Below are 26,071 nucleotides of genomic sequence, written 5' to 3' on the forward strand. Positions count from 1 at the left end.
TGCGGTGTACCTCCTTCAAGTTGGCTCATCGGCGGATATCCGGCGCGGGATCGAGCGGTGCTCGCATGACGTTGAAGGTGCGCGTCACGGTGAACCCGGCGTCCACGTACAGCCGGCCCGCCGCGCTCTGCAGACCGGTCCACAGGAACCATGCGCTGTGCGCGCTTTCGCCCCGCATCCGTGTCAGGGTCGCGTGCAGCAGGATCTTGCCGAGTCCGAGCCCTCGGCAACGCTCGTCGACGCCGAACGGCCCGAACCGTTCGAGCACGCCGCGGTACGCGCCATACGTCGCGAATCCCACCACTGCTCCGGTCGGCTCGCGGGCGACGACCACCCGGTCCGGGCGGCCCGATCTCACGACGGCTTCGCGGATCACCTCTCCCCAGTCGGGTGCGAGCCGGTCCGCGGCGAAAGAGATGACCTCCGGGAGGTCGTCGGCGACGGCCGGGATGAACGAGTATCCCTCGGCCTCGCGGGCGGTTCGCCGGGCGACGACATCCTCGGGCGACCGGTAGGACGCCAGGCCGAGATCCATGGCGACGGGACGGGAGACAGTGGTGAAGCCGCAGCGCTCGAGGAGGCGTAGGCCGGCTGGGTACGTCTCGGCGTCCAGCCCGGGCAGGAAGTACGCGGGCGGGTAGCCGGAGAAGACCGCCCAGTGGGAGCCCTGAGCCTGCAGGAACCGCTTGGCGCGTTCGAGGAGTTCGGTGCCGATGCCGCGTCCGCGTGCCGCCGGAGCGACCGTCCCGATGGTGATCCACCCGCCGTCCGGGTCGACCGGGATGCCGTTCGTTGCGCGACCGCGCACGGCGTAGACGAAGCCGAGAACAGCGCCGTCGGAGGCATCGGCCGCCACGATCAGCCCAGCCGGATCGAAGTTGGGATCGAGCAGCACGTACTCGACGAACCACTCCCGAGAGACCGGATCGGCCGGCATGCCCTCGCTGACCAGCGCGACGAGTCTGTCGGTGTCCCCGGGTTCGAAGGTGCGGTAGATGACTGCCGGCATGCCGTGCTCCTGTTCGTTCGCCGCCTCGTGTCCGCTCACCGCTCAGTCGAGCACCGTGACCCGGCTGCCGTCGCCGGTGGAGAGGGCGACGGCGCGGTCGGTGCGCGCCAGGCAGCCGCGCATGGTGAGCTGGGCGGTGTAGTAGTCGATGTAGCGGAACCCATAGGTTTCGCCGCGGGCGAATGCCTGACCGCTGATGGCCGCGTGCCAGGTCGCGAACGCCTGCTCGCTGATCGGCACGTAACTGTCGGCGTCGAAGCCGCGGTCGTCCTCCCAGTTCTCGGCGTAGAGCAACTGGGCGACACCGTGCCGCTCCCCGTGTTCCGGCGCCCAGCCCGGCAGGCCGGCCAGGAACCGTGCTCGCTCGGCGACGGTGGAGGCGTGTTCGTGGTCGGTGTGGATGCTATGTTTCCAGTGCGCGATCAACATCTCGGGGCGGACATCGCGGATCAGTCGCGCCAGCCGGCCGGCGACGTCGTCGGTGGGCTCGAGGAAGCCGTCGGACAGGTCGTCGAAGACGTGGAAATCGGCACCGATGGCGGCGGCGAACGCCTCTCCTTCGGAGATCTTCTGCCGCCGGTAGTCATCGATGCTGAGCCTGGGATGTCCACGTTCGCCGGGTGTGAGCGCCACCAGCACGGCGCGCCCGCCATCCTGGACCACCTGGGCCAATAGGGGCCCCGCAGCCAGATCCATGTCGCCGATGTGCCCGCCTACGGCCATGATCGTGCGCGGTCTCATCCCCTCACCTTAGACCTTCGGTCTAGTTCTCGGTCCCACATCCCATGATCATGAACACATACCGTTCACATAGCACGGCAAATGCTCATGATCATGGGGGTTGGAGTGGCTTGACCTCAACATTGGTTGATGTCTCAGGGTTGTGGCGTCACATGAGATCAATCGAGAGGAACTGATCACCATGCGGAGCGTACAAGCCGTGCGATTCGGGGGACCGGACGTTCTCCATCCCGCCGATGTGGAACCGCCCGTCGTTCAACCGGCGCACGTCGTCGTTCAGGTCGCCGTCGCCGAAGTGCTGTTCCTTGATACGCAGTTGCGCAGTGGCTGGGGAGCCGACTACTTCCCGGTGCAGCCGCCGTACATCCCCGGTGCCGGGGTCGCGGGGACGGTGATCGCCGTCGGCGACGGTGTGCATGACGGCTGGCTCGGACGTACGGTCGTCGCCGAGACTGGGTTCTCCGGGGGTACGCGGAGCAGGCCCTTGTCCCGATCGACAAGGTGATCGAGGTGCCCGACGGTATCGAGCTCCCGGTCGCTCTGGCGGCTCTGCACGACGGCACGACCGCGCTGGGCACGGTGGAGAAGGCGAACCTCCAGGAAGGCGAGCATGTGCTGGTCACCGTGGCTGCGGGCAGCCTGGGCGGATGGCTGATCCCGGCCGCACGGTCCGCCGGCGCCCGGGTGATCGCAACCGCGCGAGGCGAGCGAAAGCTGGAACGCGTGCGCGAGCTCGGAGCTGACACGGCCGTCGATTACACCGACGACGACTGGACGTTGCAGGTGGTGGACGCGACCGGCGGCCGGGGCGTGGATGTCGTCTTCGACGGCGCGGGCGGGGCCACGGGCGGTGCTGCCTTCGACTTGGTGGTGCCCGGCGGCCGGTTCTTCGCCTACGGCGCGGCCAGTGGTGACTTCGCGGCGATCGAACCGGCGGAAGCGGAGGCTCGCGGGATCACCGTCGTCGGCATCGACGAGGGGATGTCCGCGGGGGACCGAGTTCGGCTGGCCCGCCAGGCGCTCGCGGCGACGGTCTCCGGATCGGTCCGGCCCCTCATCGGCGCGGCGTATCCGCTCGAGCAGGCGGATCAGGCGCACGCCGCGATCGAGGCGCGTTCGGTCGTGGGTAAGACCGTGCTGAAGCTCTGACTCCCGTACGGCGGCGTGGCAAGACCGGGCGGCTGGTCCGGACCGTTCAGTAGAGCAAGACCTCCGTGCCTGCCCAGTCTGGTCCCGCCCTGTCCGGCTCAGCCGTGTCCGGCTCGGCCGTGTCTGGCTCTGCCCGGTCTGTCGCCGACGTCGGTCGCCCTTCGCCGAAGCTGAGGGTACGTTCTGGGTCGTCGCCCGCGTCGATGGTCGCGCGCAGCTCGTCGTTTCCCCATAGCAAGTCGATGAAGTGCCGATGTGTGCCGCCTTCCGGCGCGGCCCGCCAGCCGAACTCGCCGGGGTACAGCTGTCGGAGCGTGTGCAGCATGGTGACGGCGGTGCGTACCGGCTGGACCACCGTGCGGTCGGTGACGTGCACCTGTACGCCGCGCACCGACTCCCCGGCGTACTTGTGGAACGTCGGAGTGAACCAGGTGTCGCGGAAGCGCACGCCTGGCAGCTTCCGGTCGTTCAGTGCCGATGCCCACCGGCCGTCGATGTACGGAGCTCCGATCAGCTTGAACGGGCGTGTCGTCCCACGTCCCTCGGAGACGTTCGTGCCCTCGAAGAGTCCGGTGCCGGGATAGACGAGTGCCGTATCGAGGGTCGGCATGTTCACCGACGGCATCACCCACGGCAGCCCGGTCTGGTCGAAGAACATCGACCTTGACCACCCGGTCATCGGGACGACGCGCAGATCCGCGGGGCGTCCGGAGTCGTCCGGAACCGCGGTGCGGTTGAGGTGAACCGCGAGCTCGCCCAGGGTCAGGCCATGCCGGATCGGGATCGGACACCGGCCGACGAAGCTGGCGAACGACGGATCGAGCAGCGGACCCTCGGTGTGCAAGCCGGCGATCGGGTTCGGACGGTCGAGCACGACGAACGGCAGCTGCATGCGCGCGGCCACGACCATCAGGTCATACATCGTCCACACGTATGTGTAGAAACGCGTACCGATGTCCTGTAGGTCGACCATCAAGACGTCGACACCGGCGGCGGTGACGAGTTCGTCAAGCGACGCGCCACTGCGCTGATAGGTGTCGAACAGGGCGAGACCGGTGGAGGCGTCGCGCGTCTCGTTTTCGCTGCCGCCGGCCTGGGCGGTGCCGCGCAGGCCGTGCTCCGGGCCGAACAGTGCGGTCAATGGGACACCGGCTGCCAGCAGGGCATCGACGTTCCGGCCGAGATCAGGCATGACGCCGGTGTAGTTGGTCACCAGCCCGATCCGTCGGCCATCGACCAGTCCAGGCTCGTCGCGAAGTCGCTCGACACCCGTCTGCGCGCTGTGGTTCATGCTCACCCTCCAAGTCCCTGTGTGGGGTCAACGTACCGATCTCCCCGGGAGGTGCACGTGCGCGAGTCGGTCGGCAGAGGCCACCGGAACTGGATGAAGCTTCTGCTTGACCGGATTATCACGAATTCTAGTCTAGATAGACACTTTAGACTCGTGTTGACTCAATTTACGTCTGCTATCATCCATTGACATGTCTATTTCCCAGTTGAATGAAACCACCGGCAGTGGCGGCCTTCCTGCCGGATACGGAGACCTGCTTGACGAGATCAAGCAGGAGATCAAGGGTGCACGTCTCCGGACCGCTCTGGCGGTCAATGCGGAGATGGTCGCGCTCTATTGGCGCATCGGCCGCCTGATCCTCGATCGTCAGCAGGATGAAGGCTGGGGCGCCAAGGTGGTAGCTAGGTTAGCCGCCGACATCAGAGTTGAATATCCGCAGGTCAAGGGTTTCTCGCGTACGAATCTCGGGTACATGCGGGCCTTCGCCCGAGCATGGCCCGCAATTGTCCCCCAGCTTGGGGGTAAATTGCCGTGGGGTCACATCAAGGTATTGCTTGACCAGCTGGATGGTCGCTCTGTCCGTGAGTTCTATGGTGAGCGCGCTGCCGAGGAAGGCTGGTCACGGAGCGTGCTTGTACATCAGATCAAGAGTCGGCTGCATGAGCGCGTCGGCGTCGCACCCAACACGTTCGAACGGACCGTGCCGCTGGAGGAGCGCGAGTCGGTGCAGCGTCTGGTGCGGGATCCGTACATGCTGGAGTTCCTCGAGGGTGACGAAGGGCTCAAGGAGCGTGATCTTGAGGGACGCTTGCTGATCCACGTCGCACGGTTCCTGCAGGAGCTGGGTGTCGGCTTCGCCTTCATGGGTAGCCAGTACTGCTTGCTGGTCGGTGGGGAGGAGTTCTTCGTCGACCTGCTCTTCTATCACATGGGCATGCGGCGGTTCATCGTGATCGAGCTGAAGGTCGGCAAGTTCAAGCCGGAGCATGCGGGCAAGCTCGCGTTCTACGTCAACGTGATCGATCGACAGCTGCGAAAGCCTGAGTACGACGCGCCGACGCTCGGCATTCTGCTCGTGGCCAGCCGCAATGATGTCGTCGTCGAGTACGCGTTGGACACGGTGGATTCGCCGGTAGCGGTGAGCACGTGGTCCGCGCTGCCCGCCGACGTCCGTGAACAGCTGCCAAGTGCCGAACAGCTGGCGGTCACCATATCGTCGGCGTTCGATGACAAGGACGAGGCGACCGACGGGTAGCGCTGCCGAGTCGCGGAGGGCTCATGCGCCCGCGATCTGGCGGGTACGTGCTAGATGACGGTGACGTCATCCGCAAGGGAGGCGACTCATGGCTCACCACGAAGATCTACCTCTCGAAGGCTACGACCAGATGTCGGTCGACACCGTGCGTCAGGCGGTACGGAGCCTGGACGAGGAGCAGCTGCAGACGCTGCTGCAGTACGAGTACGCCCATGCCGACCGGCCGCTGGTGAAGGAGGTCATCACCACCCGGATGGCAGAGCTCTCTGCCGGTGCGGAGCCGACCGAAGGGCCGCCGCCTAGTGGTGCCACGGATCAGCCGCGCAACACCGGCAAAGTTCCGCCGAATGCGCAGGCCGAGCCGATCATTCCACCGTCGCATGGCGTTCCGACCACGCACCGCCCGCGCCAGGGTCCGCGTCGCTGATCGCAGCCGCGCCGGCACCTGCGCGACGGCACCTGCGCGACGGCGCAGCGAGCGGCCCCGACCCGCCGGCGGCGGCCTCAGGTTCCCGGCTGTTTCTTCAGGGGCGGGTGCGTAGACGGCGAGGTGCACAGCCGGAACGAGCCGTCATGGCGGAGCCGGTAGTCGAGGTGTTCATCATCGGTCTCCAGCTCCACCCAGTATCCGTCGACGATCGCCTGGGTGTAGACCTGACCGGGCTCCGGACAGCCGAGTGAACCGTCGGACCACTGCACCGCCTGCGAACGGACGACGGTGAGGTCCTCGGCGGAGGCCCCGCTGCGCTCGACCGCGTCCGCAATGACCGCGTCCATGTGCGTGTCCGGTACCTCGCCGGTGACGGGTCGTTCCCCCGGGGTCGGCGGTGCAGGAGTGAGATCGGGAACCGGCCGGGTGGGGGTTTCCTCGCCGGTCGGCTCCTGTGTCGGCTCCGGCATCGGCTCCTCCTCCGCGGTGGGTGTCGGCTCGGGGGTGGGTGTGTGCTCGCCGCTGTCCGGCGTGCCCGAACCGCGCGGAGACGTAGTGGCGTCGTCGTCATCCGATCCGCATGCGGACACGGACAGTGCCAGGATGGCAATGGCGAGAGCCGTGCCTTTCCTCATACAGATCAGACGCCACGGGTCAGGGGATTGGTTCCACCCGGCGCCCGAATAGCGGCGAGGCGTCTATCGCGGTGGACCAGCAGAGCTGTTGCCGTGGACCGGGCAAGTGCACGTCGCCATCAGGAGTCAACTAATACTTGACGCACGTCCAGTAGGGCTGTACGGTCCTGGTCCACCGGTACGGCACGGAACGCCGATCCGGGTGGCACACGTCGACGTGCCTGCCTGCCCACACCACGTGCTGAAGGACGCCCAATATGACCTCTGCGACCATGCCTTTCCCACCTGTGGACCAGAACACCGAGCCGATCGGCGTGGTCCACGTCGGGCTCGGCCCGATCGGCCGCCAGATACTCGCCTTTCTCGGCGATCGCAAGCGTTATCGCAGTGTGGGTGCGGTCGACATCGACCCGGACCTGGTCGGCAAGGACCTGGCCGACGTCGCCGAGGCGGCCGTCAGCCCGGGCCAGGTGCGGGTCGTGGACACGGTCTCAGGCCTGGGGAGTGCCACGCCTGGCGCGGTCGCCGTGCATTGCGCCGGCTCGTCGTTGGAAAAGGTCGCTCCGACGTTCATGGCGCTGTTGGAGGCGGGTTATCACACCGTCTCCACGTGCGAGGAGCTCTCCAACCCGTGGGCCACCCAGCCGCAGCTTGCCGCCGATCTGGACGCCTGCGCGCGCCGCAATGGCGTCGTTCTCCTCGGCACCGGCGTCAATCCGGGGTACTCGATGGATTACCTGCCCGTCGTTCTGGCCGCCTCTCAGCGCGCGGTTCGGGGCGTGCAGGTCCACCGAGTCCAGGACGCCGGCCTCCGGAGGTTGCCGCTGCAGCGCAAGGTGGGTGCCGGGCTGACCACGGACGAGTTCGCCGACCGTGTGGCGCAGGGCACGATCCGGCACGTCGGCCTGCCGGAGTCGGCGCGGATCATCGACCGCGCACTCGATCTGGGTTGTACCGGTTACGAGGAGACGATCGACCCGGTCATCGCCGACTCAGCGGTGCCCCTCGGCGCCGGAACGATCGAGCCCGGACGGGTACTCGGCATCGATCAACTGGTGGTGGCGTCCCGGGATGGCGAACCGGTGATCCGCCTGCACCTGCAGATGGCCGTCGGCCTGGCGGACCCGCGCGACGTCGTCACCATCGACGGTGATCCGGGCCTGGAATCCGTCATACGCGGGCTGCATGGCGACTCGGCGACCGCTGCGGTAGTGGTCAACTCGCTCGGCCGGGTCCAGGTCGCCAGGCCGGGACTACGGACCGTCGACGAGATTCCGGCATCGCCGATCAACCTGTGAACGGCTCGTCGGGCGGCGGGGCGGCTGTACAATCGCGTGGCTGGTGTATCGCGGAGCTGGCTATCGCGTACCGACGGAGTAGCAGCATATGGGGCAAGACGACACGGGTGTCCCGAGTGAAGAGCGGCGGCTCGATGCCACGACGGTCGGCGCGCGCATTCGGGCTCGTCGTACCGAACTCGGGTTGACCCTGCAGAACGTCGCCGATCGCGCGCAGCTGTCGAAGAGCTTCCTGAGTCAGGTGGAGATCGGACGATCATGGCCCTCGGTCGGCGCGCTCGCCCAGATCGGCGCGGTCCTGCAGACCCCTGCCTGGGTGTTCGTCGCCGAGGACGCCGACCAGACGACGCACGCTGACCGGCCGACGGGCCGTGGTCCGGCGAAGGGTGGCGCCCCAGCGAGCGACGACGCCCGGGCGAGGGCTGATGCCCGAGCGAGGGATGATGCCCGGGCGAGGGATGACGCCCCGGTGGTGCCGGCGCCCGACCCCACCGTTTGGGTGGTCCGCAAGGATGGCCGCAAGACCGTGACCTACCCGGGTGGGCGCGCTCCCCTCCAGCTGCTCACCCCGGACCTGCAGCGCCCGTTCGAGGTGGCGCTGGCGGCGGATGTCCCGGGTTCCTGGCATTCGGTGCAGCGATCCGGCGCGGACCGAGAGGAATTCGCGCTGGTGCTGGAGGGCAGCTACGAGGTGGCGATCGACGACGAGACATTCACGCTGCATCCGGGCGACAGCATGTACTTCTCTCCGCGAGGAACGTACCGCGTGCGGGTGGTGGGTGAGACGCCGGCGCGCGCCGTCTGGATCGCCACCCCGCCGGCGTTCTGACGTCGGCGAAGAAGAGGAGAACCGGATGGAGGTCGAAGGCGTCCGCCAGGCTGAACTCGGCCGACGGCTGCGCGCTGCCCGCCAGGAGCGCCGGTACAGCCTGCAGCACATCGCCGATCAGGCTGGACTCTCCAAGAGTTTCATCAGCCAAGTGGAACTCGGCCGTTCCGCGGCATCGCTGGGCACGTTGAAGCGGATATGCGCCGTTCTCGACATCCCCGTCTGGGCACTGCTGGACGATGAATCCGCCGGCGCCCATGCCAGGCCCGCCGACGGTACGGCTGCCGGCGGTGCGGCTGCCGGCGGCCCGACTACCGGCGGCACGGCTGCCGGCTCCGCCGGGGTGTCCATCGTCCGGCACGATGAGCGCCGAGTGCGCCGGTACCCGGGATCATCCACTGACATCTCGCTGCTGACTCCGGACCTGGACCGCAAGATCGAGGTGACGCTGAGCGTTCTGCAGCCCGGCGAGGGATACGGGCACGAGACGTATACCCACCGCGGCGAGGAGTTCGGGCTGGTGCTGTCCGGCACCTATGAGGTGACCGTGCAGGGGGAGACGTACGTGCTGTCCGAAGGCGACAGCATCTACTTCTCCAGCCGGCTACCGCACCGGACGCGAGCATTGGGGGACCGGCCGGTGACCACCTTCTGGGTGGTCACCCCGCCATCCTGATCCCCCTCGCTTTCCATGATCATGAACATTAACCGTCCACATGGAACGGTTAATGTTCATGATCATCGGAGGTTGGGGCTAGTCGGTCAGTTCCAGGGCGGTCGCCTCCGCCATGCCCGGCGCACCCTCCCGGTAGAGCAGCAGCAGACCGGTCTCTGAGGTGTTCGGGCCAGGTCCGCCGTCCACGTAGCCGAGTGTCTCCCGGCCACGTGCCGGAACGGTGCCGAAGCCGACGCCGCCGTCATGGAACACCCCGACGAACCGCTCACCCAGCGGCGCGATGGAGAACTGCTTGGTCGCGTCACCGGGGCCGTCGAAGTAGACGTCGGAGGCGACCGCGGTGACGTCCATCGGATCGCCGAAGTCGGCCGCGGTCATCCCGATCTGTTCGCCACAGAACGGCAGCACCGTGTTGGCGCTGTTGGTGTCGTGGTCGGTCAGGAACCATGCCTGCGCGTCGCCACTGGCCAGATCGACGACGAAGGTCGCGTTCCGGCCGTCGTCGAAGGCGCTGAACGACAGGTCACGGTTGACCACGACGTAGTCGTCCGTGCCGTCCTGGTCCGTGTCCAGCCAGAATTCGAACGACGCCGGCGCGTTCGCGTGGGTCTGCCGTTCCCAGGTGTTGACCGCCAGGGTCATCACGAACGACTCCTCGTCCGAGCAGAAGCCGGCCGGAACCGGTGACGTGGCCACGCCGACGTAGCGAAGGTCCGGCGTCGGGCTCTCCTCGCCCGGGCCACCCCGCTCCAGCTGCTCGCTGGTGGCGACGAGCGAGTAGGCCTCGACCGGAGCGTCGCCGACGCCGGTGTTGGTGAGCCGGAACTCGTCCCGGATCTTGGTCTCGCGGACGTCGCCGGACTGCCGCGGCAGCACATGCCAGGGCACCCGCAGGGTGTTCTGTTCCTGCCCGGCCTCGGTGAAGGTGACGTAGCCGTCGTACTCCATCGCGGTGATCGCGTCACCGTCGGCGCCGAGCCCACCCGAGTCGAGATCCCAGGAGGGCAGCTTGGCACCGTCGATCTCGATCGTGACCTTCACCTCGCGTGACTTCCCGGGTGCCACGGCGATGCGCGACGGAGCGTTCACCGAGACTGCGCCGTTCGCCTCGTCGTCGGCGAACCGGAACGACGCGTCCACGTCGTACGTGATGCGGCGGTCGGAGACGTTGCTCACCCGTACCGTCTCGGTCAACGTGGTCGTGCGCTGGGCTACCTCATGGAAGCCGAACGACAGCGCGGCACTGCGCTGTTCCGGTACCCACGCGACCGCCCCGGCGTCGAGCGCACGGTCGACGCGGACCTCGCCGCCACCGATCCTGGCGATCGGCGCCAGCCCGCCGCCGAGCAGCTCCGGTGCGTTCTGGATCTCCGTCTCGGCCGTGTTCATCAGGCCGGCCTTGACGTGCATGGCGTCTCGTTCCGGCAATGCTTGCATCAGCAACGCCGCGGATCCGGTCACCATCGGTGCCGCGCCCGACGTGCCGCCGAACGGACCCTCCTCGGTGCCGCCGCCGGCGATCGCGGAGACGGAGGCTCCAGGTGCACCGATCTCGGGTTTGATGCGGTTGCTCAGCATGGTCGGGCCACGGGACGACGAGCCCACGACGTGGCCCACCAGCGGGGCACCCTGCTCCGGGTCGAACCGCACGGTCACGCCGTCGGTGACGTGTGTCTTCAACGCCGCGTTCTCGTCCGGACCGATCATGAAGCCGGGAACGTCGATCGGCCGGTCCCCGCCGTCTCCGCCGGTGAACGGCGCCTCAGGGGTGACCAACCCGATGATGCCCGCCAGCCCGCCGGCCTGGCTGATGTGGCTGATCTTCAGCGAGAAGTTGCAGTCGCCGCGGTCCACCAGGACGACGTGCCCATCCAGGCTGCCCGGCTCGAACGGCTCGCAGCCCAGGAGGTTGCCGCCGGCGCCGTCGCCGTACTGCAGCGGCGCCTCGATCACCGACTCCAGTGGCGCCGACCAGGGTTGGAACACCGCGCCGTACTCGCCGGAGATGGCCTCCGGATCCAGCACCTCCAGCACCGGCAGTATGTCCGACGGCACGTGTGTCTGGGCGACGGAGAGCGCCGACGGCGCGGCGGCCGGCGTACCGGTGATGAACGGCTTGTCCGACGAGTTACCGGACGACGCCACTACCAGCACGTCGAGGTGGGAGACGTTCTCCACGGCCTGCGAGAGCTGGTTGTCGAAGTGCTGGCCGTACGTTGCCCCGAGGGACAGGTTGACGATGTCGACCGGATCCGCCTCGCCGGTGCCGTGCGGATCCAGGACCCAGTCCATCGCCAGCATCAGGGCGATGCCGGAGCACGCGCTGTCCTGCGAGGCGCAGACCTTGGCCGCGTACAGGTCGGCGCCGGGTGCGACGCCCTGCTCACCGCCGATGATGTCGCCGACGTGCGTGCCGTGTCCGTCGTAGTCGATCGGGTCGTCATCCGGGCTCAGCGCCGACGGCGGGTCACCGCCTACCCACTGCTCGCCGACGAAGTCGTAGCCCTCGACCACCTTGTCGGTCGGGAACAGGCCGTCGCGCTGCTTGTTGCGCGCGTCGCCGGGGTCTGTGCCGTACGCCGCCTCGTATGCCTCGGCGGTGCCGTCGCCGCCGAGGTTCGCGTGCGTGTAGTCGACACCGGAGTCGAGGACCGCCACCCGGACGCCGGTGCCGTCGAACCCGGCGTTCTGCACCGTCTCCGCACCGATGTAGGGCACCGTCTCGCTGAGATCCATCTCGTAGTCGATGACCCGGGCGATCGAGAGGACGCGTTCGTCCGTGGCCAGCTCGGCCAGCGCGTCGGCGTCGGCTTCGACCATGATGGCGTTCAGAGCGGTGGAGACCGAGGCCACCTCGTCCGCAGCGCGATCCGCTGCGACGAGCTCGCCGAGCACGTCCTGCTGCTGGCGCTCGACCCGGGTCTGCTGGGCCTGCTGTTCGGTGCTGTCCGCACCCGCTGCCGCGGCGCTGGCGACCGGCTCTTCGCTGAGTTCGATGCTGACCAGCTGGGTACCGTCGGCATGGCGGAGCTGGGGATCGAGCTTGTCCTGTACCTCCGCCTGCGTCGCCGTGGACGGTTCGTCGAGTCTGAGACCTGCCAGGCGGTCCGGCAACGGGCGATCCGGTGGATCGGACTCCTGCGCCGACACCATCGTCGTCGTTCCGGTGGCCATCAGAGCGAGCGAGATCAGGGCAACGGAGACACGTCTGACCATGCGGGGGTCCTCCCGAGGCGAAGGTATTCGGTTGTCCCCCGTGCACGCCGGACTTCTTGTTGCCGACGTGACTGACGAGAAAAGTTAGCATCGACAAGCGTCGTTGCCTAGTGGTCATCCAGTTGGATACGGATCGGTCATATGACCGTCAACGTCCGCTGCGCAAGCCACCGCCGCACGCACACGGGTCGCCGTGGAGGCTTGGTGCGCTCGTCACGGTGTTCCAAGGAGGCTTGGTGCTGTGCGGGTGTGCGCGTGGAGGCTTGGTGCGGTCGTCAGCCGCGCTGATGTACTCAGTCGTCGCCGGCGAGCGTGAGCACCCGCAGCCGCTCCCCGGCGTACCAGGTCGCCGCCACGAACACGACGGCGGCCAGAGTCAGTGCCACGCCCAGGCTGACGTCGGCGGTGATGACTCCCGGCGACGCGATCGATTCGGCCACCGACAGCGCCCATTGCTGCACGCTGAGCGTGCGCGCACCCGGGACGAACGTGCCGACCAGGCTCTCCCAGATCAGCGCGTAGACCAGGCCGAAGATCACCGCGTGCCGGGTGGCGACCGCCAGCAGCAGAAACAGCGCGCTGTACACGATGCCGGCGACGAGCGCACCGATGCCGTACGCCAGCGCGATCCCGGCGCGGTCCCCGACCATGATCAGCCCGGCGAGGAAGGTCGGTACCGCGGCGAACGTCACCGTGGTGGTGACCGCCACCGCCAGCTTGCTTCGCACGATCACGTGTCGCGACACCGGCTTGGCCAGCAGGTAGACGACCGACCCGTCGTCGATCTCCGGTCCGATGGTTCCGGTGCCGACGATCAGCCCGAACAACGGCAATAATGTGCCGAGCGAGACGGCCTGGATGAACTCGGCGGAATCGGTCGCGCTGACGTCGGCGAACAGCCGCAGCAGGAGTGCCAGCGCCAGCAGCAGCGCGGCCAGGCCGGCCAGCAGGTACAGCCGTCGGCCGCCCAGCATGCTGCGCGCGGTGAGCCGCACGATCGTGTTGTTCACACCCATGACTCCCTCAAACGTTTCCCATGATCATCAACTCCTCGACCATCACGGCCCGGCCGTCGGTTGATGATCATGATTGGACTAGGTAGGAGAAGACGCTCTCCAGGGACTCGTCCGTGGGCGAGACCTCGTAGAGCCGGATCCCGGCGTTTCGGGCGAGTCGTGGGAGCAGTTCGGCGAAGCTGAAGAACTGGCTGGTCTCCACCCGCAGCACCTGGTCGACGTCGTCGAGCGAGACGGCTGTGGTGCAGCCGTCCGCGATCAGCGCCGACGCCAGTGCCCGGTCGTCGCTGGAACGGATGGTGTACTGGTGCGGACGATCGGTCATCAGCCGGCGGATCTCGCGGTAGTCGCCGGACGCGGCGTGCCGTCCGGCCACCACCACCTCGATCTGGCTGGCCAGCTGCTCGACCTCCTCCAGGATGTGCGAGCTGAACAGGACCGTCCGGCCTTCGATGCCCATCGTCCGCAGCAGCTCCATCAGGTGCAGCCGTTGCCGCGGATCCATGCCGTTGAACGGTTCATCGAGCAAGAGCACCGCCGGATCGTGGACCAGCGCCGAAGCCATCTTGACCCGCTGCTTCATCCCTTTGGAGTATTCGCCGACCCGGCGCTGCTGCGCATACTCCATCTCCACCGTGGCCAGTGCCCGCCGCGTCGCCGCGCCGGGGTCGGGCAGTCCGTGCAACTCCGCATTGGCCAGCACGAACTCCCAACCGGTGAGAAAGTCGTACACAGCCTCCCGTTCCGGTACCAGACCGATGGCGCGGTACGCGTCCGGGTTCTTCCACACCGGGGTGTCGTCCAGCGCGACCGTCCCGGCAGACGGCGGCAGAAATCCGGCCAGCATGTTGATCAGCGTCGACTTGCCCGCGCCGTTGGGTCCGAGCAGGCCGGTGATGCCGGGCCCGATGGTCATGGTCACGTCGTTCACTGCGACGACGTTGCCGAACCACCTCGACACGCCGGTGACACTCATCGTCGTCATCTACAGCCTCACCTTTCGGTAGCGAGCGACCAGCAGCCCGAGACAGCCGACGACGACGGCCAGCGTGACCAGGACGAAGGTGATCCCGGTGGCGTCACTCGCCGGACCGGCCGGCGTGGCCGGATCGGTGCCCAGCGCCCACACCTGCACGCCATCGACCAGCGTCATCGGAGAGATCAGGCCGAGCCACCCGGCCGTCACGGCGTCGTCGTTGTCGATGCCGACCACACCTTGCAGCGCGGTGGCCACGGCGTAGGTCATCACCAGCGTGGTGATGATGCCGGCCACGCCGAATCCGCGGCGTGACGTCAAGGAGGCGATCAGCAGCGCGAGCCCGGAGAGCACCAGCGCGTAGATCGCCGCGCCGACCAGGGCTGCGGCGACCTCGGCGGTCTCGTCACCGGCCGGGAGTTCGGCGAACAGCGCACCGACGTACATGATCAGCAGCGGGACGGCCAGCAGGAGGAACACCCCGAGGGTCATCGCCGCGTACTTCGCGACGACGTAGTCGGGCCGCTCCAGCGGGCGGGACACGTACAGCGGCAGCGTGTTGAAGCGCAGATCGAGTGAGACCGTCTGCGGCGCCTGGGTGGCCAGGAAGATGGCCAACGCGGCCTGGAGCACCATGGCGTAGTGCGAGTAGTCGAGCGGGACGTCGTCAAGGAGGCCCCGACCAGCACCGATCACGGTCACGACGGCCAGCACGAGGGCCGGCACGCACATGATCACCGATAAACCGACCGGCAGCACCTTGGACTTGGCGGAACGTCCGATCCCGAAGACGCCGCGCAGGCTGTGCACGAACAGCGCCCGGGCGACGGCACGCCGGCCCAGCCTGGGGCCGTCGTAACCGCGGTAGCCGATGTCGTGGATGACGCCGGTGGGCGACGGGCCGGACGACAGCCCAGACGACGAGGCAGACGACGAGGCAGACGACGAGGCAGAGGACGGGTCAGACGGCGGCTGCATCGCGGGCACCTCCCTCGAAGACCTCGGCGATCCGGTGCCGGCGCGGCTCCAACCGCACCAGCCCTTGGCCGAGCTGGGCGACTGCGTCCCGCACCACGTCGTAGGTGGCATCACCGGCCAGCTCCACGAGCAGCAGGTTGGCGTCCCGGCCGACCTTCAGCCCGGCCTCGGTGAGTGTGCGGGCGACCGCGTCGGCCTCTGCGGTGACCTCGACCGCGAGCTGCTGGGTGGCGCGGGTGAAGTCCGCCGTCGACGACGAGCGGAGCAGCACGCCCGCGTCGATGACCACGACGTGGTCGCAGATCCGCTCCAGCTCGCCGAGCAGGTGCGAGGTCACCAAGACCGAGATGCCGAAATCGGTGTGCACCCGGCGGATCAGCGCCAGCATCTCATCTCGGCCCGCCGGGTCGAGGCCGTTCGTCGGCTCGTCCAGCAGCACCAGCTCCGGATCGTGCACCAGGGCCTGGGCGAGTTTGACCCGCTGCCGCATGCCGGTCGAGTACCCGCCGATCGGTCGGTAGCGCTCCTCGTAGAGGCCGACGTGACGCAGCGTGTCGGCGGTGCGCTCGCGGGCGGCGCTGGACGGCAGACCGGACATGCGAGCCATGTGCACGACGAACTCGGTGGCCGAGACATCGGCGGGGAGACAGTCGTGTTCGGGCATGTAGCCGACCCGGCCGCGGATCTGCGGACCCTCGGCGGCGACGTCGAGGCCGAGCATGGTGGCCTGCCCCGACGTCGCGTCGTTGAGCCCGAGCAGAATCTTGAGCAAGGTCGACTTGCCGGCGCCGTTGGCGCCGACCAGCCCGACGACGCCGGGTTCGATGCTGACGGTGAGACGGTCCAGGGCGGTGACGCCGGGGTACCGCTTCGTCAGCTCGTCGGTGGTGATGATGGACACGGCGGTTACGCTACGCGTCTCTGCGGCTGAAGAGCAGCCCCGCGATGGCCAGGAGCACAAGTGTCTCCGCGGAGAACACCGCGAAGCCCACCCATGGGTCGAGCGCGTCCGGGTCGAACCACTCGACGACCGCGACCATCTGTCCCGCGTTGCCCGGCATGAGCTTCTCCAGCCACTCGCCGACGACGCCGGGAACCAGGCCGATCAGATTGCCGACGACGAAGATCACCGCGATGCCCACGGTGACGGCGCCGGCGGTGTGCCGGATCAGCGTGCCGAGGGCAAGGCCGAAGACGCCGAGCATCGCCAGGTACAGGCCGCCGCCGACGATGGTACGCAGCACACCCGGGTCGTCGAGGGCGAACCCGATGCCCTCGCGGTCCAGGAAGAAGTTGCCGGCGAGGTAGCTGGCGAGCGTGGTGGCGACCCCGAGAACAAGCAGGACCCCAGCGAGCACCGCGGCCTTGGCGACCAGAACGGATCCCCGCCGAGGCACGGCCGCCAGCGTGGTGCGGATCATGCCGCTGGAGTACTCGGACGATGCCACCAGGATGCCCAGGACCAGGGCCGCGATCTGGCCGAACAACAGGCCCCAGGTGAGGAACGCCCCCACTGGTTCGTTGCTCTCGTCGCTGGCCAGCTCGCTCGCGGCTCCCCAGCACACCAGAGCGGTCCCGCCGACGCTGACCGTCACCATGGCGATCAGGCTCCACACGGTGGAGCGGACGGTACGGATCTTGGTCCACTCGGCATCCAGGATCCGGGCGAAACTCACGCCCGGTGCGGGGGACGTCGGCGTGGGAGACGCCGCGCTCGGGTCTCGATCAAGAACTGCAGTGCTCATCACTTATCACCGATGTTTCGCGTGAGGTCTCGGCCTTCCCGGCCGAGAGCGGTGGATTCGACGGAGGACGGGGGAGGCCCACCGTCACGCGGCGGCGGCCGCGAATTCGGCCGAAGTGTCCGCGGTGGTGGTCGCGGCACCGGGCACGCCGGCCTGGTATTCGACGCTGTCGGCGGTCAGACGCATGAAGGCGTCCTCCAGCGACGCCTGGACGTTCCGCAGCTCGTGCAGGTACAGTCCGGCCGCCCCGGCGACGTCGCCGACCTGCTCCGGTGCCGCGTCGTGGACGGCCAGCGCACCGTCGTCGGCGGGTTCCACTCGCCACCCGTGTGCGACGAGCCGCTCCGCCAGCTCAGAACCGTGCGGCGAGCGTACGTGCACGTACGAGGTCGAGTTGCGGGAGATGAAATCGTTCATGTCGGTGTCCGCGAGGATCTGCCCGCGTCCGATCACGATCAGGTGATCCGCGGTGAGCGCCATCTCGGACATCAGATGGCTGGAGACGAATACCGTTCGTCCTTCGGCGGCCAGGCTCCGGATGAGCGTGCGGATCCACCGGATGCCGTCCGGGTCGAGTCCGTTGACCGGCTCGTCGAACAGGAGCACACCCGGGTCCCCGAGCAGCGCCGCCGCGATACCCAGCCGCTGGCCCATGCCGAGTGAGAACCCGCCGGACCGCTTGCGCGCCACCTCGCTCAGACCGACGAGGTCGATGACCTCGTCGACGCGGCGGCGCGGAATCCCGTTGCTCTTCGCCATCCAGAGCAGGTGATTGTAGGCGGTCCGGCCGCCGTGGATCGCCTTGGCTTCCAGCAGCGCGCCGATTTCGTGCAATGGTGCCGGGTGGTCGCGGTAGGCACGTCCGTTGACCGTCACCGAACCGGCGGATGGGCGGTCGAGCCCCATCACCATGCGCATGGTCGTCGACTTGCCGGCACCGTTCGGGCCGAGGAAGCCGGTGACCGCGCCGGGGCGGACGGTGAAGTCGATCGAGTCGACGGCGGTGGTGTCTCCGTAGCGTTTGGTGAGTCCCTGTGCGGTGATCATGGAGTCCCTCGATGCCTTCGGTTGGTCGTCTGGTCGTTCGCTTGGTCTGGTGGTGGGGGCGCGGCGCCCCCGTGGTGCCGCGCTGTCACTAGACACGCTAGGGCCGTGCGACGTGTGCGTTAAGGCTCTCGAGGGACACTCCAGGGTCCACTCAGGGACATCTCCGGGAACCCCCGGATATGCTGCTCACCGCCATTGTCGATCTCGCTCGACCGGCTGTGGGTCGGGCCGCTCGTCCGGCCGCTCGACCGGCTCCGCGTCCGGGTCAGTCGACGCGCTCGCCGTCGACCTCGGTCCGTACGCCGTCGGCGAGGAAGCAGACGTGGTCGGCGGCCTTGGCCGCGTTCTCCAGCGGCGCCGGATAGCAGAATGCGGCGTCCGCGATCCGCCGGTCTCCGAGGCGCACCGAGTAGTACGAGGCCGTGCCCTTGTACGGGCACACGGTGTGCGTCGCGCTCGGCTCGAGCCGGTCGCGACGGACGTCGTCCGGGTGGATGTAGTACCGGTTCGGCAGACCGGTCTCAGACAGCAGCATCGGCCGTTCGGTCTCGGCGAGCACGTCGTCCCCGGCCGTGACCCGGACGTGCCGGCTGGATGCACGGACGTCCACCCGGTGGTAGGGATCTCGCAGGTGTCCGTCGATCTCCTCGTCCTCGTCGAACCAGGCATCCATCGCCTCGAACTCGACGCAGCGGTAGCCGCGCAGCCAGTCGGCGGCTTCGGTGGGGTCGTCATAGCCCCAGACGGCGTTCTCCGCTACACGGTCCGAGCGGTCCGAGGTGCGTATCGACCAGTACTGGGCGGTGCCCTTGAACGGGCAGGTCGTGTGACGGTCCGTCGATTCCAGAAGGTCCGTGCGCAGGTCGCTCTCAGGCACGTAGAGCTGCGGCAGATAACCGGTCTCGTGCAGCTGCATGCCACGCCGGCTGTCCAGCACCACCTCGCCGCCGAAAAGGGCGCGGACGCGCCGGGGAAAGTCGGTGAACAACAGCCGGTGGTCCGGACCGCCGATCCGGTAGTTCGTGGCGTCCGGAGGCTTGGCCGAGAGAGGACCGTGATTCAGAGTCAGCGTCATGTGGTGCCGCCTTCAGCAACGGTTCGATGTGTCTCTCTGGTCGGTACCCGAACCGCGGCGGAGGCAACCTCCGGTCCACGTCCGGTCAACGTCCGGTCCAGTCCCGGCCGACATCCTGGCCCGGCGATCGTTTGCGAGGCGAAGTGACGGGTAGCCGATGGGTGTACGCAGCATCGGCTCGATGTCTGGAGCGATCATGGCACCTGCACCGGAAGTCCCGGATGGTCCCTCCCCGGTGAGCAGCCCTGTACGGACCGCCGCCTACCTGGTAGCGGTCGTATTCCTGCTGGTCGGTGTCGCTGGATTCATCCCGGGCATCACCACCGATTACGACATGATGGAGTTCGCCGGACCGGATTCGGAGGCGATGCTGTTCGGCGTCTTCGCCGTCTCGGTGCTGCACAACATCGTGCACCTCTTGTTCGGCATCGTCGGGCTCCTGCTCGCGCGCACGGTACGACTGGCGAGGACGTACCTGATCGCCGGCGGACTGGTCTATCTGGCCCTGTTCATCTTCGGGATCGTGATCGACCAGGACGAGGACGTGAACTTCGTGCCGGTGAACGACGCGGACAACTGGCTCCACCTCGGGCTTGCGGCCGGCATGGTGTTGCTCGGGCTGTTGCCCGGCTCGCAGAGCGGCCGCCAGGTTCCCCGAGGCAGCTGATCCACTGTCCGCCTGACCAGCTGTTCTGCTGGGCTCGTCGACCCCGGACCCACCGGTGGGCCGAGCCGGTGCCGGGACACGGCCGTGCCGTGGCGCTCGGTCAGCTCAGGCTGTACCGTCGGCTGACGACCTGGTCGGCGCCGTCTCGAAGCCGCACATGCCGGCTGCGGGAGTACTGCTGCAGCATGGCGTAGGCCTCCTCGGCGTCCAGCCCATGCCTTTCGACGAGGATGCCCTGGGCCTGCCCGATCAGGTTGCGGTCGTCCATCGCCCTGCGCAGAGCGGCCCGGCGACGGGCGGTCGCGATGGCCACCGCAGCGTGCTGGGCGTAGAGGCTCAACGTGGCGAGGCGTTCGGCGTCGAACCGCTTGGCGAAAGTGGAGTACAGGCTCAGCGTGCCGAGGGCCTCGTCTTGGGTTCCAAGCCGCACGCTCACGGCCCGTCCCAGCCCCAGATCGGTGACGATCGGTGTCCAGTGTCGCCACCGCACATCGGCGGCGATGTCCTCGGCGACCACCAGCGTCTGGGAGGACATCGCGGAGACGTCCGGCCCTTCGCCGAGATCGACCTGGGCGATGGCGGCGAGGTGAGCCTGCGGAGCGCTGGCTCGGATCATCTCGGCCGTTGGTCTGCGGCCGAGTATGACGCTGGCCTGGGCACAACCGGTGAGCGCGGAGGCATGCTCGAGCATCATGCGTACGGTGTCGCCGATGCCCTCCTCGCCGTGCAGTTCGCGGGCGAAGGTCGCCAACTGCGTGGAGACGGACTCCGTCATCGTCTGCACCCCAATCCCCACCTAGACAGACCGTTCTGTCTTTATATCTTTTGTATAACGGCTCGAGGTGGAGGTGTCAACCACGTGTTCTCACCAGCGCGAAGGAGACGCTACCGTTGTTGGAGATGGATACGACGACGGTCGCGGCGACGCGCCCCGCAGCGCGCGAGCGCATCCTGAGCACAGCGTACGACCTGTTCTCCCGCCGCGGCATCCGGGGAGTGGGCGTCGACGAGGTGATCGCCGGCGCCGACGTCGCCAAGGCCACGTTCTACCGGCATTTCCGCACCAAGGACGACCTGGCGTTGGCCTTTCTGAACCTCCGCGAACGGCTGTGGACGGTGGGCCTGGTCGAGGCCGAGTCGGCCCGGCGCGGCACGACGCCGGAAGAGCAACTGCTGGCGATCTTCGACGTCTTCCACGACTGGTTCCAGCAGGACGATTTCGAGGGGTGCACGTTCATCAACGTGCTGTTGGAGACCGGTGCTGGACACCCATCGGGCGAGGCCTGCATCCGCCACCTGAACAACATCCGGGCCATTGTGGCCGAACGCGCCGAAAAGGCCGGGCTGCGCGATCCGCACGGTTTCGCGCGCTCCTGGCACATCCTGATGAAGGGCTCGATCATCTCCGCGGTCGAAGGCGATCGGGAAGCCGCTTGCCGCGCGCGGCGTATGGCGCGCCGCCTCATCGACGACCACCGACGAACGACGGCGTGAGCCTACAGTTCCGCCACCACCCGAAGGTCGGCGACGAAGTCCGCATACGCTGCCGCCCGTTCCTCGGAGTCGCGGGCGCGCAACACCGATGACGGATGGACGGTGGCCACGACGACCGCGTCGGCGTCGATCGGGTCCGGCTCGCCGTCGCTTGCGGCGGAGACGAGAGGAGAGCGCTCCGCGAGTTCGGCCCAGGGCTGCGGGCGCCCGCGCTGTTGAGTGACGCGGAAGGCGCGGCCGAGCATGGTGGATGCGGCGGTCGCGCCGAGCACCACGACGACGCCGGGCCGGATCGCCGCCAGCTCCGCCCGCAGCCAGGGGCGGCAGGCGGCGAGTTCGGCCGCATCGGGTTTCTGGTGGATCCGGCGCTTGCCGCGCTCGGCACGCCGGAATTTGAAGTGTTTCACCGCATTGGTCAGATAAACGGCGGACCGGACCAGTCCCACGTCGTCCATGGCACGCCCGAGCAACCGGCCCGCCGGCCCGACGAAGGGATCGCCTTCCCGGTCCTCCACATCGCCGGGCTGTTCACCGACCATCACCACATGGGCGTCCGACGCTCCCGCACCGAAGACCGTCTGGGTGGCGTCCCGGAACAGCCCGCACGCCCGGCAGCCGGCCGCGGCGGAGCGCAAACGGTCCGGATCGGCCCCCGCCGGAACCGGTGCCGGGCGCTCTTCCGGGTCCGGCGACGCCGTGCTGCGACCCTCAGCGCTCGTATTGTTCATTGCGGAGCGGGTCGTGACCGACGTTCATCAGACGATGCCGCCGGCGCTCGTCCTCGGCCAGGAATTCTCGGGACGTGTCGGACGTTTCTTCATCGACGACATCCACCACCTTCTGCATGACCGCCAGATCCTCGACGGTGAGGTCCGTCCTCCGCTTGGAGAGGATGCTGACGACGGCCATGCCGAGTGGCGCCCGGCCGGCTGGTCCCGGGCCTTGGTCGAGGTCCGGTTCCACGCCGAGCCAGTCCAGCAGTTCCCGGGACGTCATGTTGACGGCTTGGTGAAAGCGTTCCCAGAGTTCATCGACCTCTGGAGATATGCGCTCAGCCATCAGGCTGGTCACCTGCCTTTTCGCGGGAGTTGAGGGTCATCTGTGGCAACGACTTACCCCGCGTCGCGCATGCCATTCGCGGGGAACCGGGTAGTAGGAAAGGGAAGAGGGGAAGATGCGATGACATTGGTGAATGGACACAGCAACGGCGACGCGGCTCGGCGCACCGAGCCTCGCGAACAAGAGCCTGAATATGACCTGGTCGGCCAGTACTTGAAGCAGATCGGTGCCACTCCACTGTTGAGTGCGGAGGAAGAGGTCGAGCTGGCCAAGCGGATCGAGGCAGGCGTCTACGCCCAGCAGCTACTCGAGCAGGAAGACGCCGGCGGTGACCCGGGGCGCCCGCGGCGCGAGCTCGAGGCGATCGCTCGTGACGGTGAGCGGGCGAAGGACCACATGATCCGGGCTAATCTTCGCCTCGTCGTCTCGGCGGCCCGTAAGTTCTACCGCAACTCCGGCATGTCGTTCCTGGACGTCGTACAGGACGGCAACCTCGGGTTGATCCGGGCGGTCGAGAAGTTCGACTATGCCAAGGGTTACAAGTTCTCCACCTACGCGATGTGGTGGATCCGGCAGGCGATCGAACGTGGTCGGACCGAGAAGGCGCGGACCATCCGGCTCCCCGCGTATCAGGTGGAGAGCCTGTCCAAGCTCGGCCGGGCGGACCGCAAGCTCCAGCTCCGCCTGGAGCGGGACCCGACCGTGGAGGAGCTCGCTGCGGAAGCGGACATGTCGGTCGAGCGGGTCGAGGAGCTGCGCGAGCTGTCCCGCGACGTGATCAGCCTGGACACTCCGGTCGGTGATGAAGGCAGCGCGAACGTGGGGGACCTGATCGAGGACACCGAAGTGCTGCAGGCCTCTGAGGTCGCGGAGTTCCGGGCGCTCGGCGAGGAGCTGCGTTCGCTGGTCGGCACGCTGGCACCGCGGGAGGCGATGATCATCACGCTCCGTTACGGTCTGCACGACGGTCGGCAGCATTCCCTGCAGGAGGTGGGGGAACGAGTCGGGCTGACCAAGGAGCGGGTCCGCCAGCTGGAGAAGCAGGCGATCGCCGAACTGCGCGATCCCGCCCGGCACGAGCCGCTCCTGGAGTGGGCCAGCTGACGCCGAACCACCTCCCGTAGTGATCACCGACCGTCGGCGGGTCCATGCATGACCGGGTCGCGGTCGGTGATCACCAGTGGTCATATCCGGGTGAGATCAGGGCGTTCCCTGAGGTCGGGCGGCTGTCTCCGCGCGCAGAATGAAAGTGTCCGGCCCAGGAAAGAGAGGTCCAACATGTCCACTGGTAAGAAGCTCCTGATCGGAGCGGGTGGATTCGTGCTCGCATGGTGGCTGCTGCCCACCTGGCTGATCGTGGCGATCGTCGTCGGTGTGCCCGTCGCCGCGTATTTCATGCTCGACGAGTCGCAGCGTCGTCGGCTGACCGGCCGCTCCCGCCGTCGTTCGATCGACTACTGAGAAGAGATAAAGTGCCTGAGTGTCCAATGACGCCGTGACCGCAAGCCCGACCGGGGCGCAGCCGCGCCATCGACGAGCCGCCGAGCTACCCGCATGGCGCTCCCATAGCGCCAATTTGGTGCGCGGTGCCCTGATCGGCACCGTGGAGACCGTGCCGGGCGTGAGCGGCGGCACCGTCGCGCTTGTCGTCGGCGTCTACGAGACGCTCATCACCTCAGCCGGGCATCTGCTGTCCGGGGTGCGCCGGGCCGTCGTCGACGTGCCACGCGGCCGCGGGACGGAACGCGCAGCCGCCGAGCTACGCAGGGTGCACTGGCGGGTCGTCGTGCCGCTCCTGATCGGCATGGCGGCCGCGCTGGTGCTGATGGCCCGGTTGATCGAAGGGTTCGTGGAGGACCAACCGATTCAGAGCAGGGCGTTGTTCTTCGGGTTGGTGCTCGCTTCGGTGTGGGTGCCGTTCTCGCTGGCGTCTCGTGCCACGCGGACGCCACGATCGGACGACGACATCCGCGCCGACGGCCGTTGGTCGGGACGCGACTACCTGGTCGGAGCGGGCGCGGCGGCGGCGGCGTTCCTCGTGGTGAGTATCCCGCCCGGCAACGTCGACCCGAGCAAGCCGATGATCATGTTCGCCGCGGCGATCGCGGTCTCGGCACTGATCCTGCCCGGGTTGTCCGGATCCTTCATCCTGCTGACCTTCGGGCTCTACGAGGCTACGTTGTCAGCGCTCAACGACCGGGATCTTGGATTTCTGGCGTTCTTCGCCGCCGGGGCGACCATCGGGCTCGCCTCGTTCGTCAAGCTGTTGCAGTGGGTCTTGGAGCATCATCGCCGGGTCACCCTGGTGGTGCTGACCGGCGTGATGGTCGGATGCCTGCGTGCGTTGTGGCCATGGCAGGACGACGATCGTGCACTACAGGCGCCGGACGAGCACATTGCGGCCGCCGCCGGCCTGGCGGCGCTCGGATTCGCCGCAGTCCTGGCGGTGTTGGCCGTGGAGCGCCGGGTGACCGGCCGTCTGCCATAACGCCGCGACGGGCGGGCCGACGGGAGGCCGTCAGTGCGAGCCGCGAGATCCCTCCGCGTACGGCAGCAGTGCCATTTCGCGAGCGTTCTTGATGGCTCGCGCCACCTCCCGCTGCTGCTGAGGCGTCAGCCCGGTGACCCGGCGGGAGCGGATCTTGCCCCGGTCGGAGATGAACGTGCGCAGCAGGTTGACGTCCTTGTAGTCAACGTAGGTGATCCCGGCGGCGTCCAGCGGGTTCTTCCGCTTGCGCGAGGTCCGCTTCTCCGGCTTGACCGGTTTCCGGTTGGCCATTCGTCACATCCTGTTCGTCGTCGATGGGGTGCACTGCGCGGGTGCGCCGTACCGCGTATCCATCACCGGCAGCGGCACACTCTACGTTAGTTGAGAACAACTCTCAAGACGGATCGAGTTGTCCTGCATGCAGTATTCCACCGAATCGGCCGCTCAGTCCACGTCCGCTCGGCGGTCGCGCCCGTCGTCGTCGCTGAAATGGGTCGTCCTGGGTACGGGATGGACATGAACCAGAAACGAGGCCATGACCGTACCGACGCCGATCAGGAGCGTACTGATCAGGAGCGCACAGGTCAGCAAGCCGCAGATCAGCGACGCGCCGATCAGCGACACGCAGACCAGCGGGCCGGCGAGGACGGGGACTTCGCCGACGAGCATCGCAGCACGACCTTCGCAGACGACATGGACGGCGGGCCGGAGGGGATTCCGGAGCCGGAGTCGCCGGAAGGCCGCGGCGGGGACGGCGGCATGGACTGACCGCCCCGCCCTAAATGATCATGTGAAGTGGGTTTTCTCGTGCCCTACCATGCCTGCAGACCTGTTACGGCGCGAGAAAACCCACTTCACATGATCATTTTAGGGCTCTCCGTCCCGATCCGTGGGTTAGCGGCCGGGGAGGGCGGGGCGGTATCCGCCGAGGGCGAGCATGGCCAGGGCGATGAGGGCGTGGGGGTCTTTGAAGCCGTAGGCGGTGCGGGTGATGACG

At 67.8% G+C, this 26,071-nt stretch carries 28 protein-coding genes and 1 pseudogene; 13 read left to right on the forward strand and 16 right to left on the reverse strand.

Annotation, left to right across the window (positions count from 1 at the left end):
* Positions 1 to 25: 25 nt before the first annotated feature.
* Positions 26 to 1,009 carry a GNAT family N-acetyltransferase gene (locus G1H10_RS22865; RefSeq protein WP_216853576.1) on the reverse strand — a complete coding sequence of 328 codons (984 nt, stop codon included), beginning with the start codon at positions 1,007 to 1,009 and terminating at the stop codon, positions 26 to 28.
* Positions 1,010 to 1,051: 42 nt separating this feature from the next.
* Positions 1,052 to 1,750 (reverse strand): PIG-L deacetylase family protein, encoded by a 699-nt coding sequence (locus G1H10_RS22870; protein ID WP_163742069.1) that lies wholly within the window; start codon positions 1,748 to 1,750, stop codon positions 1,052 to 1,054.
* Positions 1,751 to 1,931: 181 nt separating this feature from the next.
* On the opposite strand from G1H10_RS22870, the gene G1H10_RS32525 reads away from it, so the two are divergent.
* Together G1H10_RS32525 and G1H10_RS22875 are read left to right on the forward strand one after the other, a co-directional pair.
* Positions 1,932 to 2,255, forward strand: coding sequence for an alcohol dehydrogenase catalytic domain-containing protein (locus tag G1H10_RS32525; protein WP_216853577.1), 324 nt, complete (start codon positions 1,932 to 1,934; stop codon positions 2,253 to 2,255).
* A 5-nt stretch (positions 2,256 to 2,260) separates the two neighbouring features.
* The gene (locus G1H10_RS22875) at positions 2,261 to 2,899 is read left to right on the forward strand and encodes a zinc-binding dehydrogenase (RefSeq protein ID WP_216853578.1); all 639 of its coding nucleotides are present in this window, start codon (positions 2,261 to 2,263) and stop codon (positions 2,897 to 2,899) included.
* Between the two features lie 46 nt (positions 2,900 to 2,945).
* On the opposite strand, the gene G1H10_RS22880 is transcribed toward G1H10_RS22875, so the two are convergent.
* A complete protein-coding gene (locus G1H10_RS22880) occupies positions 2,946 to 4,190 on the reverse strand; it encodes an exo-beta-N-acetylmuramidase NamZ family protein (protein WP_163742071.1) in 1,245 nt (414 codons plus the stop codon).
* Between the two features lie 190 nt (positions 4,191 to 4,380).
* Between G1H10_RS22880 and G1H10_RS22885 the strand changes: the two genes are divergently transcribed.
* Complete coding sequence (locus tag G1H10_RS22885) at positions 4,381 to 5,445, forward strand: PDDEXK nuclease domain-containing protein (RefSeq protein WP_163742073.1); 1,065 nt, start codon at positions 4,381 to 4,383, stop codon at positions 5,443 to 5,445.
* An 88-nt stretch (positions 5,446 to 5,533) separates the two neighbouring features.
* Complete coding sequence (locus G1H10_RS22890; protein WP_163742075.1) at positions 5,534 to 5,872, forward strand: DUF8129 domain-containing protein; 339 nt, start codon at positions 5,534 to 5,536, stop codon at positions 5,870 to 5,872.
* A 77-nt stretch (positions 5,873 to 5,949) separates the two neighbouring features.
* Here the strand turns inward: G1H10_RS22890 and G1H10_RS22895 are convergent, their stop codons facing one another.
* Complete coding sequence (locus tag G1H10_RS22895; RefSeq protein WP_163742077.1) at positions 5,950 to 6,510, reverse strand: DUF8738 domain-containing protein; 561 nt, start codon at positions 6,508 to 6,510, stop codon at positions 5,950 to 5,952.
* A gap of 257 nt (positions 6,511 to 6,767) precedes the next feature.
* On the opposite strand from G1H10_RS22895, the gene G1H10_RS22900 reads away from it, so the two are divergent.
* From G1H10_RS22900 to G1H10_RS22910, 3 genes are all read left to right on the forward strand, one after another.
* Entirely contained in the window at positions 6,768 to 7,808 is a 1,041-nt protein-coding gene (locus G1H10_RS22900; protein WP_163742079.1) for an NAD(P)H-dependent amine dehydrogenase family protein, read from the forward strand.
* Positions 7,809 to 7,896: 88 nt separating this feature from the next.
* Positions 7,897 to 8,637: a helix-turn-helix domain-containing protein gene (locus G1H10_RS22905; protein ID WP_163742081.1), complete on the forward strand. Its 741-nt coding sequence runs from the start codon at positions 7,897 to 7,899 to the stop codon at positions 8,635 to 8,637.
* A 25-nt stretch (positions 8,638 to 8,662) separates the two neighbouring features.
* Complete coding sequence (locus tag G1H10_RS22910) at positions 8,663 to 9,313, forward strand: helix-turn-helix domain-containing protein (RefSeq protein WP_163742083.1); 651 nt, start codon at positions 8,663 to 8,665, stop codon at positions 9,311 to 9,313.
* A 78-nt stretch (positions 9,314 to 9,391) separates the two neighbouring features.
* Here G1H10_RS22910 and G1H10_RS22915 read toward each other — a convergent pair whose 3' ends face one another.
* The 8 genes and pseudogenes from G1H10_RS22915 to G1H10_RS22950 all read right to left on the reverse strand — a co-directional run bounded on the left by G1H10_RS22915 (position 9,392) and on the right by G1H10_RS22950 (position 19,366).
* Positions 9,392 to 12,529, reverse strand: coding sequence for a DUF8811 domain-containing protein (locus G1H10_RS22915; protein WP_163742084.1), 3,138 nt, complete (start codon positions 12,527 to 12,529; stop codon positions 9,392 to 9,394).
* Between the two features lie 293 nt (positions 12,530 to 12,822).
* Positions 12,823 to 13,545 (reverse strand): ABC transporter permease, encoded by a 723-nt coding sequence (locus G1H10_RS22920; protein ID WP_163742086.1) that lies wholly within the window; start codon positions 13,543 to 13,545, stop codon positions 12,823 to 12,825.
* 67 nt (positions 13,546 to 13,612) lie between these two features.
* Positions 13,613 to 14,530, reverse strand: coding sequence for an ABC transporter ATP-binding protein (locus G1H10_RS22925; RefSeq protein ID WP_163742088.1), 918 nt, complete (start codon positions 14,528 to 14,530; stop codon positions 13,613 to 13,615).
* Positions 14,531 to 15,499 carry an ABC transporter permease gene (locus G1H10_RS22930; RefSeq protein ID WP_216853580.1) on the reverse strand — a complete coding sequence of 323 codons (969 nt, stop codon included), beginning with the start codon at positions 15,497 to 15,499 and terminating at the stop codon, positions 14,531 to 14,533. It abuts the gene before it with no gap.
* Positions 15,483 to 16,379: pseudogene (locus G1H10_RS22935) on the reverse strand (ABC transporter ATP-binding protein); the annotation flags it as partial. The gene G1H10_RS22930 and the pseudogene G1H10_RS22935, both read right to left, overlap by 17 nt.
* A gap of 31 nt (positions 16,380 to 16,410) precedes the next feature.
* On the reverse strand, positions 16,411 to 17,244 hold the full coding sequence (locus tag G1H10_RS22940; RefSeq protein ID WP_163742092.1) for an ABC transporter permease: 834 nt from the start codon (positions 17,242 to 17,244) through the stop codon (positions 16,411 to 16,413).
* Positions 17,245 to 17,328: 84 nt separating this feature from the next.
* The gene (locus G1H10_RS22945) at positions 17,329 to 18,291 is read right to left on the reverse strand and encodes an ABC transporter ATP-binding protein (protein ID WP_163742094.1); all 963 of its coding nucleotides are present in this window, start codon (positions 18,289 to 18,291) and stop codon (positions 17,329 to 17,331) included.
* Positions 18,292 to 18,556: 265 nt separating this feature from the next.
* Positions 18,557 to 19,366 carry a DUF427 domain-containing protein gene (locus G1H10_RS22950; RefSeq protein WP_163742096.1) on the reverse strand — a complete coding sequence of 270 codons (810 nt, stop codon included), beginning with the start codon at positions 19,364 to 19,366 and terminating at the stop codon, positions 18,557 to 18,559.
* A gap of 235 nt (positions 19,367 to 19,601) precedes the next feature.
* Here G1H10_RS22950 and G1H10_RS22955 point away from each other — a divergent pair, with 235 nt between their 5' ends.
* Positions 19,602 to 20,033 (forward strand): DUF4383 domain-containing protein, encoded by a 432-nt coding sequence (locus G1H10_RS22955; protein WP_216853581.1) that lies wholly within the window; start codon positions 19,602 to 19,604, stop codon positions 20,031 to 20,033.
* A 100-nt stretch (positions 20,034 to 20,133) separates the two neighbouring features.
* Here the strand turns inward: G1H10_RS22955 and G1H10_RS22960 are convergent, their stop codons facing one another.
* A complete protein-coding gene (locus tag G1H10_RS22960; protein ID WP_163742100.1) occupies positions 20,134 to 20,808 on the reverse strand; it encodes a GAF and ANTAR domain-containing protein in 675 nt (224 codons plus the stop codon).
* A gap of 125 nt (positions 20,809 to 20,933) precedes the next feature.
* On the opposite strand from G1H10_RS22960, the gene G1H10_RS22965 reads away from it, so the two are divergent.
* Positions 20,934 to 21,527 (forward strand): TetR/AcrR family transcriptional regulator, encoded by a 594-nt coding sequence (locus G1H10_RS22965; RefSeq protein ID WP_163742102.1) that lies wholly within the window; start codon positions 20,934 to 20,936, stop codon positions 21,525 to 21,527.
* A 2-nt stretch (positions 21,528 to 21,529) separates the two neighbouring features.
* Here the strand turns inward: G1H10_RS22965 and G1H10_RS22970 are convergent, their stop codons facing one another.
* Positions 21,530 to 22,255, reverse strand: a complete 726-nt coding sequence (locus G1H10_RS22970; RefSeq protein ID WP_163742104.1) for a UdgX family uracil-DNA binding protein — start codon at positions 22,253 to 22,255, stop codon at positions 21,530 to 21,532.
* On the reverse strand, positions 22,236 to 22,586 hold the full coding sequence (locus G1H10_RS22975; RefSeq protein WP_163742106.1) for a DUF3140 domain-containing protein: 351 nt from the start codon (positions 22,584 to 22,586) through the stop codon (positions 22,236 to 22,238). Before G1H10_RS22975 ends, G1H10_RS22970 begins: the two co-directional genes overlap by 20 nt.
* Positions 22,587 to 22,706: 120 nt before the next feature.
* Here G1H10_RS22975 and G1H10_RS22980 point away from each other — a divergent pair, with 120 nt between their 5' ends.
* The 3 genes from G1H10_RS22980 to G1H10_RS22990 all read left to right on the forward strand — a co-directional run bounded on the left by G1H10_RS22980 (position 22,707) and on the right by G1H10_RS22990 (position 25,074).
* The gene (locus tag G1H10_RS22980; RefSeq protein WP_163742108.1) at positions 22,707 to 23,690 is read left to right on the forward strand and encodes a sigma-70 family RNA polymerase sigma factor; all 984 of its coding nucleotides are present in this window, start codon (positions 22,707 to 22,709) and stop codon (positions 23,688 to 23,690) included.
* 174 nt (positions 23,691 to 23,864) lie between these two features.
* On the forward strand, positions 23,865 to 24,047 hold the full coding sequence (locus G1H10_RS22985) for a tail-anchor membrane protein (protein WP_163742114.1): 183 nt from the start codon (positions 23,865 to 23,867) through the stop codon (positions 24,045 to 24,047).
* Between the two features lie 19 nt (positions 24,048 to 24,066).
* Positions 24,067 to 25,074 carry a DUF368 domain-containing protein gene (locus G1H10_RS22990; RefSeq protein WP_216853582.1) on the forward strand — a complete coding sequence of 336 codons (1,008 nt, stop codon included), beginning with the start codon at positions 24,067 to 24,069 and terminating at the stop codon, positions 25,072 to 25,074.
* A 30-nt stretch (positions 25,075 to 25,104) separates the two neighbouring features.
* Here G1H10_RS22990 and rpsR read toward each other — a convergent pair whose 3' ends face one another.
* Positions 25,105 to 25,365, reverse strand: coding sequence for a 30S ribosomal protein S18 (gene rpsR / locus G1H10_RS22995; RefSeq protein WP_163742116.1), 261 nt, complete (start codon positions 25,363 to 25,365; stop codon positions 25,105 to 25,107).
* 225 nt (positions 25,366 to 25,590) lie between these two features.
* Here rpsR and G1H10_RS23000 point away from each other — a divergent pair, with 225 nt between their 5' ends.
* Complete coding sequence (locus G1H10_RS23000; RefSeq protein WP_163742118.1) at positions 25,591 to 25,842, forward strand: hypothetical protein; 252 nt, start codon at positions 25,591 to 25,593, stop codon at positions 25,840 to 25,842.
* The last annotated feature ends 229 nt before the right edge of the window (positions 25,843 to 26,071 follow it).

Origin of the sequence: Phytoactinopolyspora halotolerans, assembly GCF_010550675.1 — a bacterium.
In the GTDB taxonomy this organism is placed as follows: Bacteria; Actinomycetota; Actinomycetes; order Jiangellales; family Jiangellaceae; genus Phytoactinopolyspora; species Phytoactinopolyspora halotolerans.

What these genes read in the sequence shown, in the direction of transcription:
- G1H10_RS22865 (WP_216853576.1), bottom strand. Translation starts at nt 1,009, where the DNA reads ATGCCGGCAGTCATCTACCGCACCTTCGAACCCGGGGACACCGACAGA.
- G1H10_RS22870 (WP_163742069.1), bottom strand. Translation starts at nt 1,750, where the DNA reads ATGAGACCGCGCACGATCATGGCCGTAGGCGGGCACATCGGCGACATG.
- G1H10_RS32525 (WP_216853577.1), top strand. Translation starts at nt 1,932, where the DNA reads ATGCGGAGCGTACAAGCCGTGCGATTCGGGGGACCGGACGTTCTCCAT.
- G1H10_RS22880 (WP_163742071.1), bottom strand. Translation starts at nt 4,190, where the DNA reads ATGAACCACAGCGCGCAGACGGGTGTCGAGCGACTTCGCGACGAGCCT.
- G1H10_RS22885 (WP_163742073.1), top strand. Translation starts at nt 4,381, where the DNA reads ATGTCTATTTCCCAGTTGAATGAAACCACCGGCAGTGGCGGCCTTCCT.
- G1H10_RS22890 (WP_163742075.1), top strand. Translation starts at nt 5,534, where the DNA reads ATGGCTCACCACGAAGATCTACCTCTCGAAGGCTACGACCAGATGTCG.
- G1H10_RS22895 (WP_163742077.1), bottom strand. Translation starts at nt 6,510, where the DNA reads ATGAGGAAAGGCACGGCTCTCGCCATTGCCATCCTGGCACTGTCCGTG.
- G1H10_RS22900 (WP_163742079.1), top strand. Translation starts at nt 6,768, where the DNA reads ATGACCTCTGCGACCATGCCTTTCCCACCTGTGGACCAGAACACCGAG.
- G1H10_RS22905 (WP_163742081.1), top strand. Translation starts at nt 7,897, where the DNA reads ATGGGGCAAGACGACACGGGTGTCCCGAGTGAAGAGCGGCGGCTCGAT.
- G1H10_RS22910 (WP_163742083.1), top strand. Translation starts at nt 8,663, where the DNA reads ATGGAGGTCGAAGGCGTCCGCCAGGCTGAACTCGGCCGACGGCTGCGC.
- G1H10_RS22915 (WP_163742084.1), bottom strand. Translation starts at nt 12,529, where the DNA reads ATGGTCAGACGTGTCTCCGTTGCCCTGATCTCGCTCGCTCTGATGGCC.
- G1H10_RS22920 (WP_163742086.1), bottom strand. Translation starts at nt 13,545, where the DNA reads ATGGGTGTGAACAACACGATCGTGCGGCTCACCGCGCGCAGCATGCTG.
- G1H10_RS22925 (WP_163742088.1), bottom strand. Translation starts at nt 14,530, where the DNA reads ATGACGACGATGAGTGTCACCGGCGTGTCGAGGTGGTTCGGCAACGTC.
- G1H10_RS22930 (WP_216853580.1), bottom strand. Translation starts at nt 15,499, where the DNA reads ATGCAGCCGCCGTCTGACCCGTCCTCTGCCTCGTCGTCTGCCTCGTCG.
- G1H10_RS22940 (WP_163742092.1), bottom strand. Translation starts at nt 17,244, where the DNA reads ATGAGCACTGCAGTTCTTGATCGAGACCCGAGCGCGGCGTCTCCCACG.
- G1H10_RS22945 (WP_163742094.1), bottom strand. Translation starts at nt 18,291, where the DNA reads ATGATCACCGCACAGGGACTCACCAAACGCTACGGAGACACCACCGCC.
- G1H10_RS22950 (WP_163742096.1), bottom strand. Translation starts at nt 19,366, where the DNA reads ATGACGCTGACTCTGAATCACGGTCCTCTCTCGGCCAAGCCTCCGGAC.
- G1H10_RS22960 (WP_163742100.1), bottom strand. Translation starts at nt 20,808, where the DNA reads ATGACGGAGTCCGTCTCCACGCAGTTGGCGACCTTCGCCCGCGAACTG.
- G1H10_RS22965 (WP_163742102.1), top strand. Translation starts at nt 20,934, where the DNA reads ATGGATACGACGACGGTCGCGGCGACGCGCCCCGCAGCGCGCGAGCGC.
- G1H10_RS22970 (WP_163742104.1), bottom strand. Translation starts at nt 22,255, where the DNA reads ATGAACAATACGAGCGCTGAGGGTCGCAGCACGGCGTCGCCGGACCCG.
- G1H10_RS22975 (WP_163742106.1), bottom strand. Translation starts at nt 22,586, where the DNA reads ATGGCTGAGCGCATATCTCCAGAGGTCGATGAACTCTGGGAACGCTTT.
- G1H10_RS22980 (WP_163742108.1), top strand. Translation starts at nt 22,707, where the DNA reads ATGACATTGGTGAATGGACACAGCAACGGCGACGCGGCTCGGCGCACC.
- G1H10_RS22985 (WP_163742114.1), top strand. Translation starts at nt 23,865, where the DNA reads ATGTCCACTGGTAAGAAGCTCCTGATCGGAGCGGGTGGATTCGTGCTC.
- rpsR (WP_163742116.1), bottom strand. Translation starts at nt 25,365, where the DNA reads ATGGCCAACCGGAAACCGGTCAAGCCGGAGAAGCGGACCTCGCGCAAG.
- G1H10_RS23000 (WP_163742118.1), top strand. Translation starts at nt 25,591, where the DNA reads ATGAACCAGAAACGAGGCCATGACCGTACCGACGCCGATCAGGAGCGT.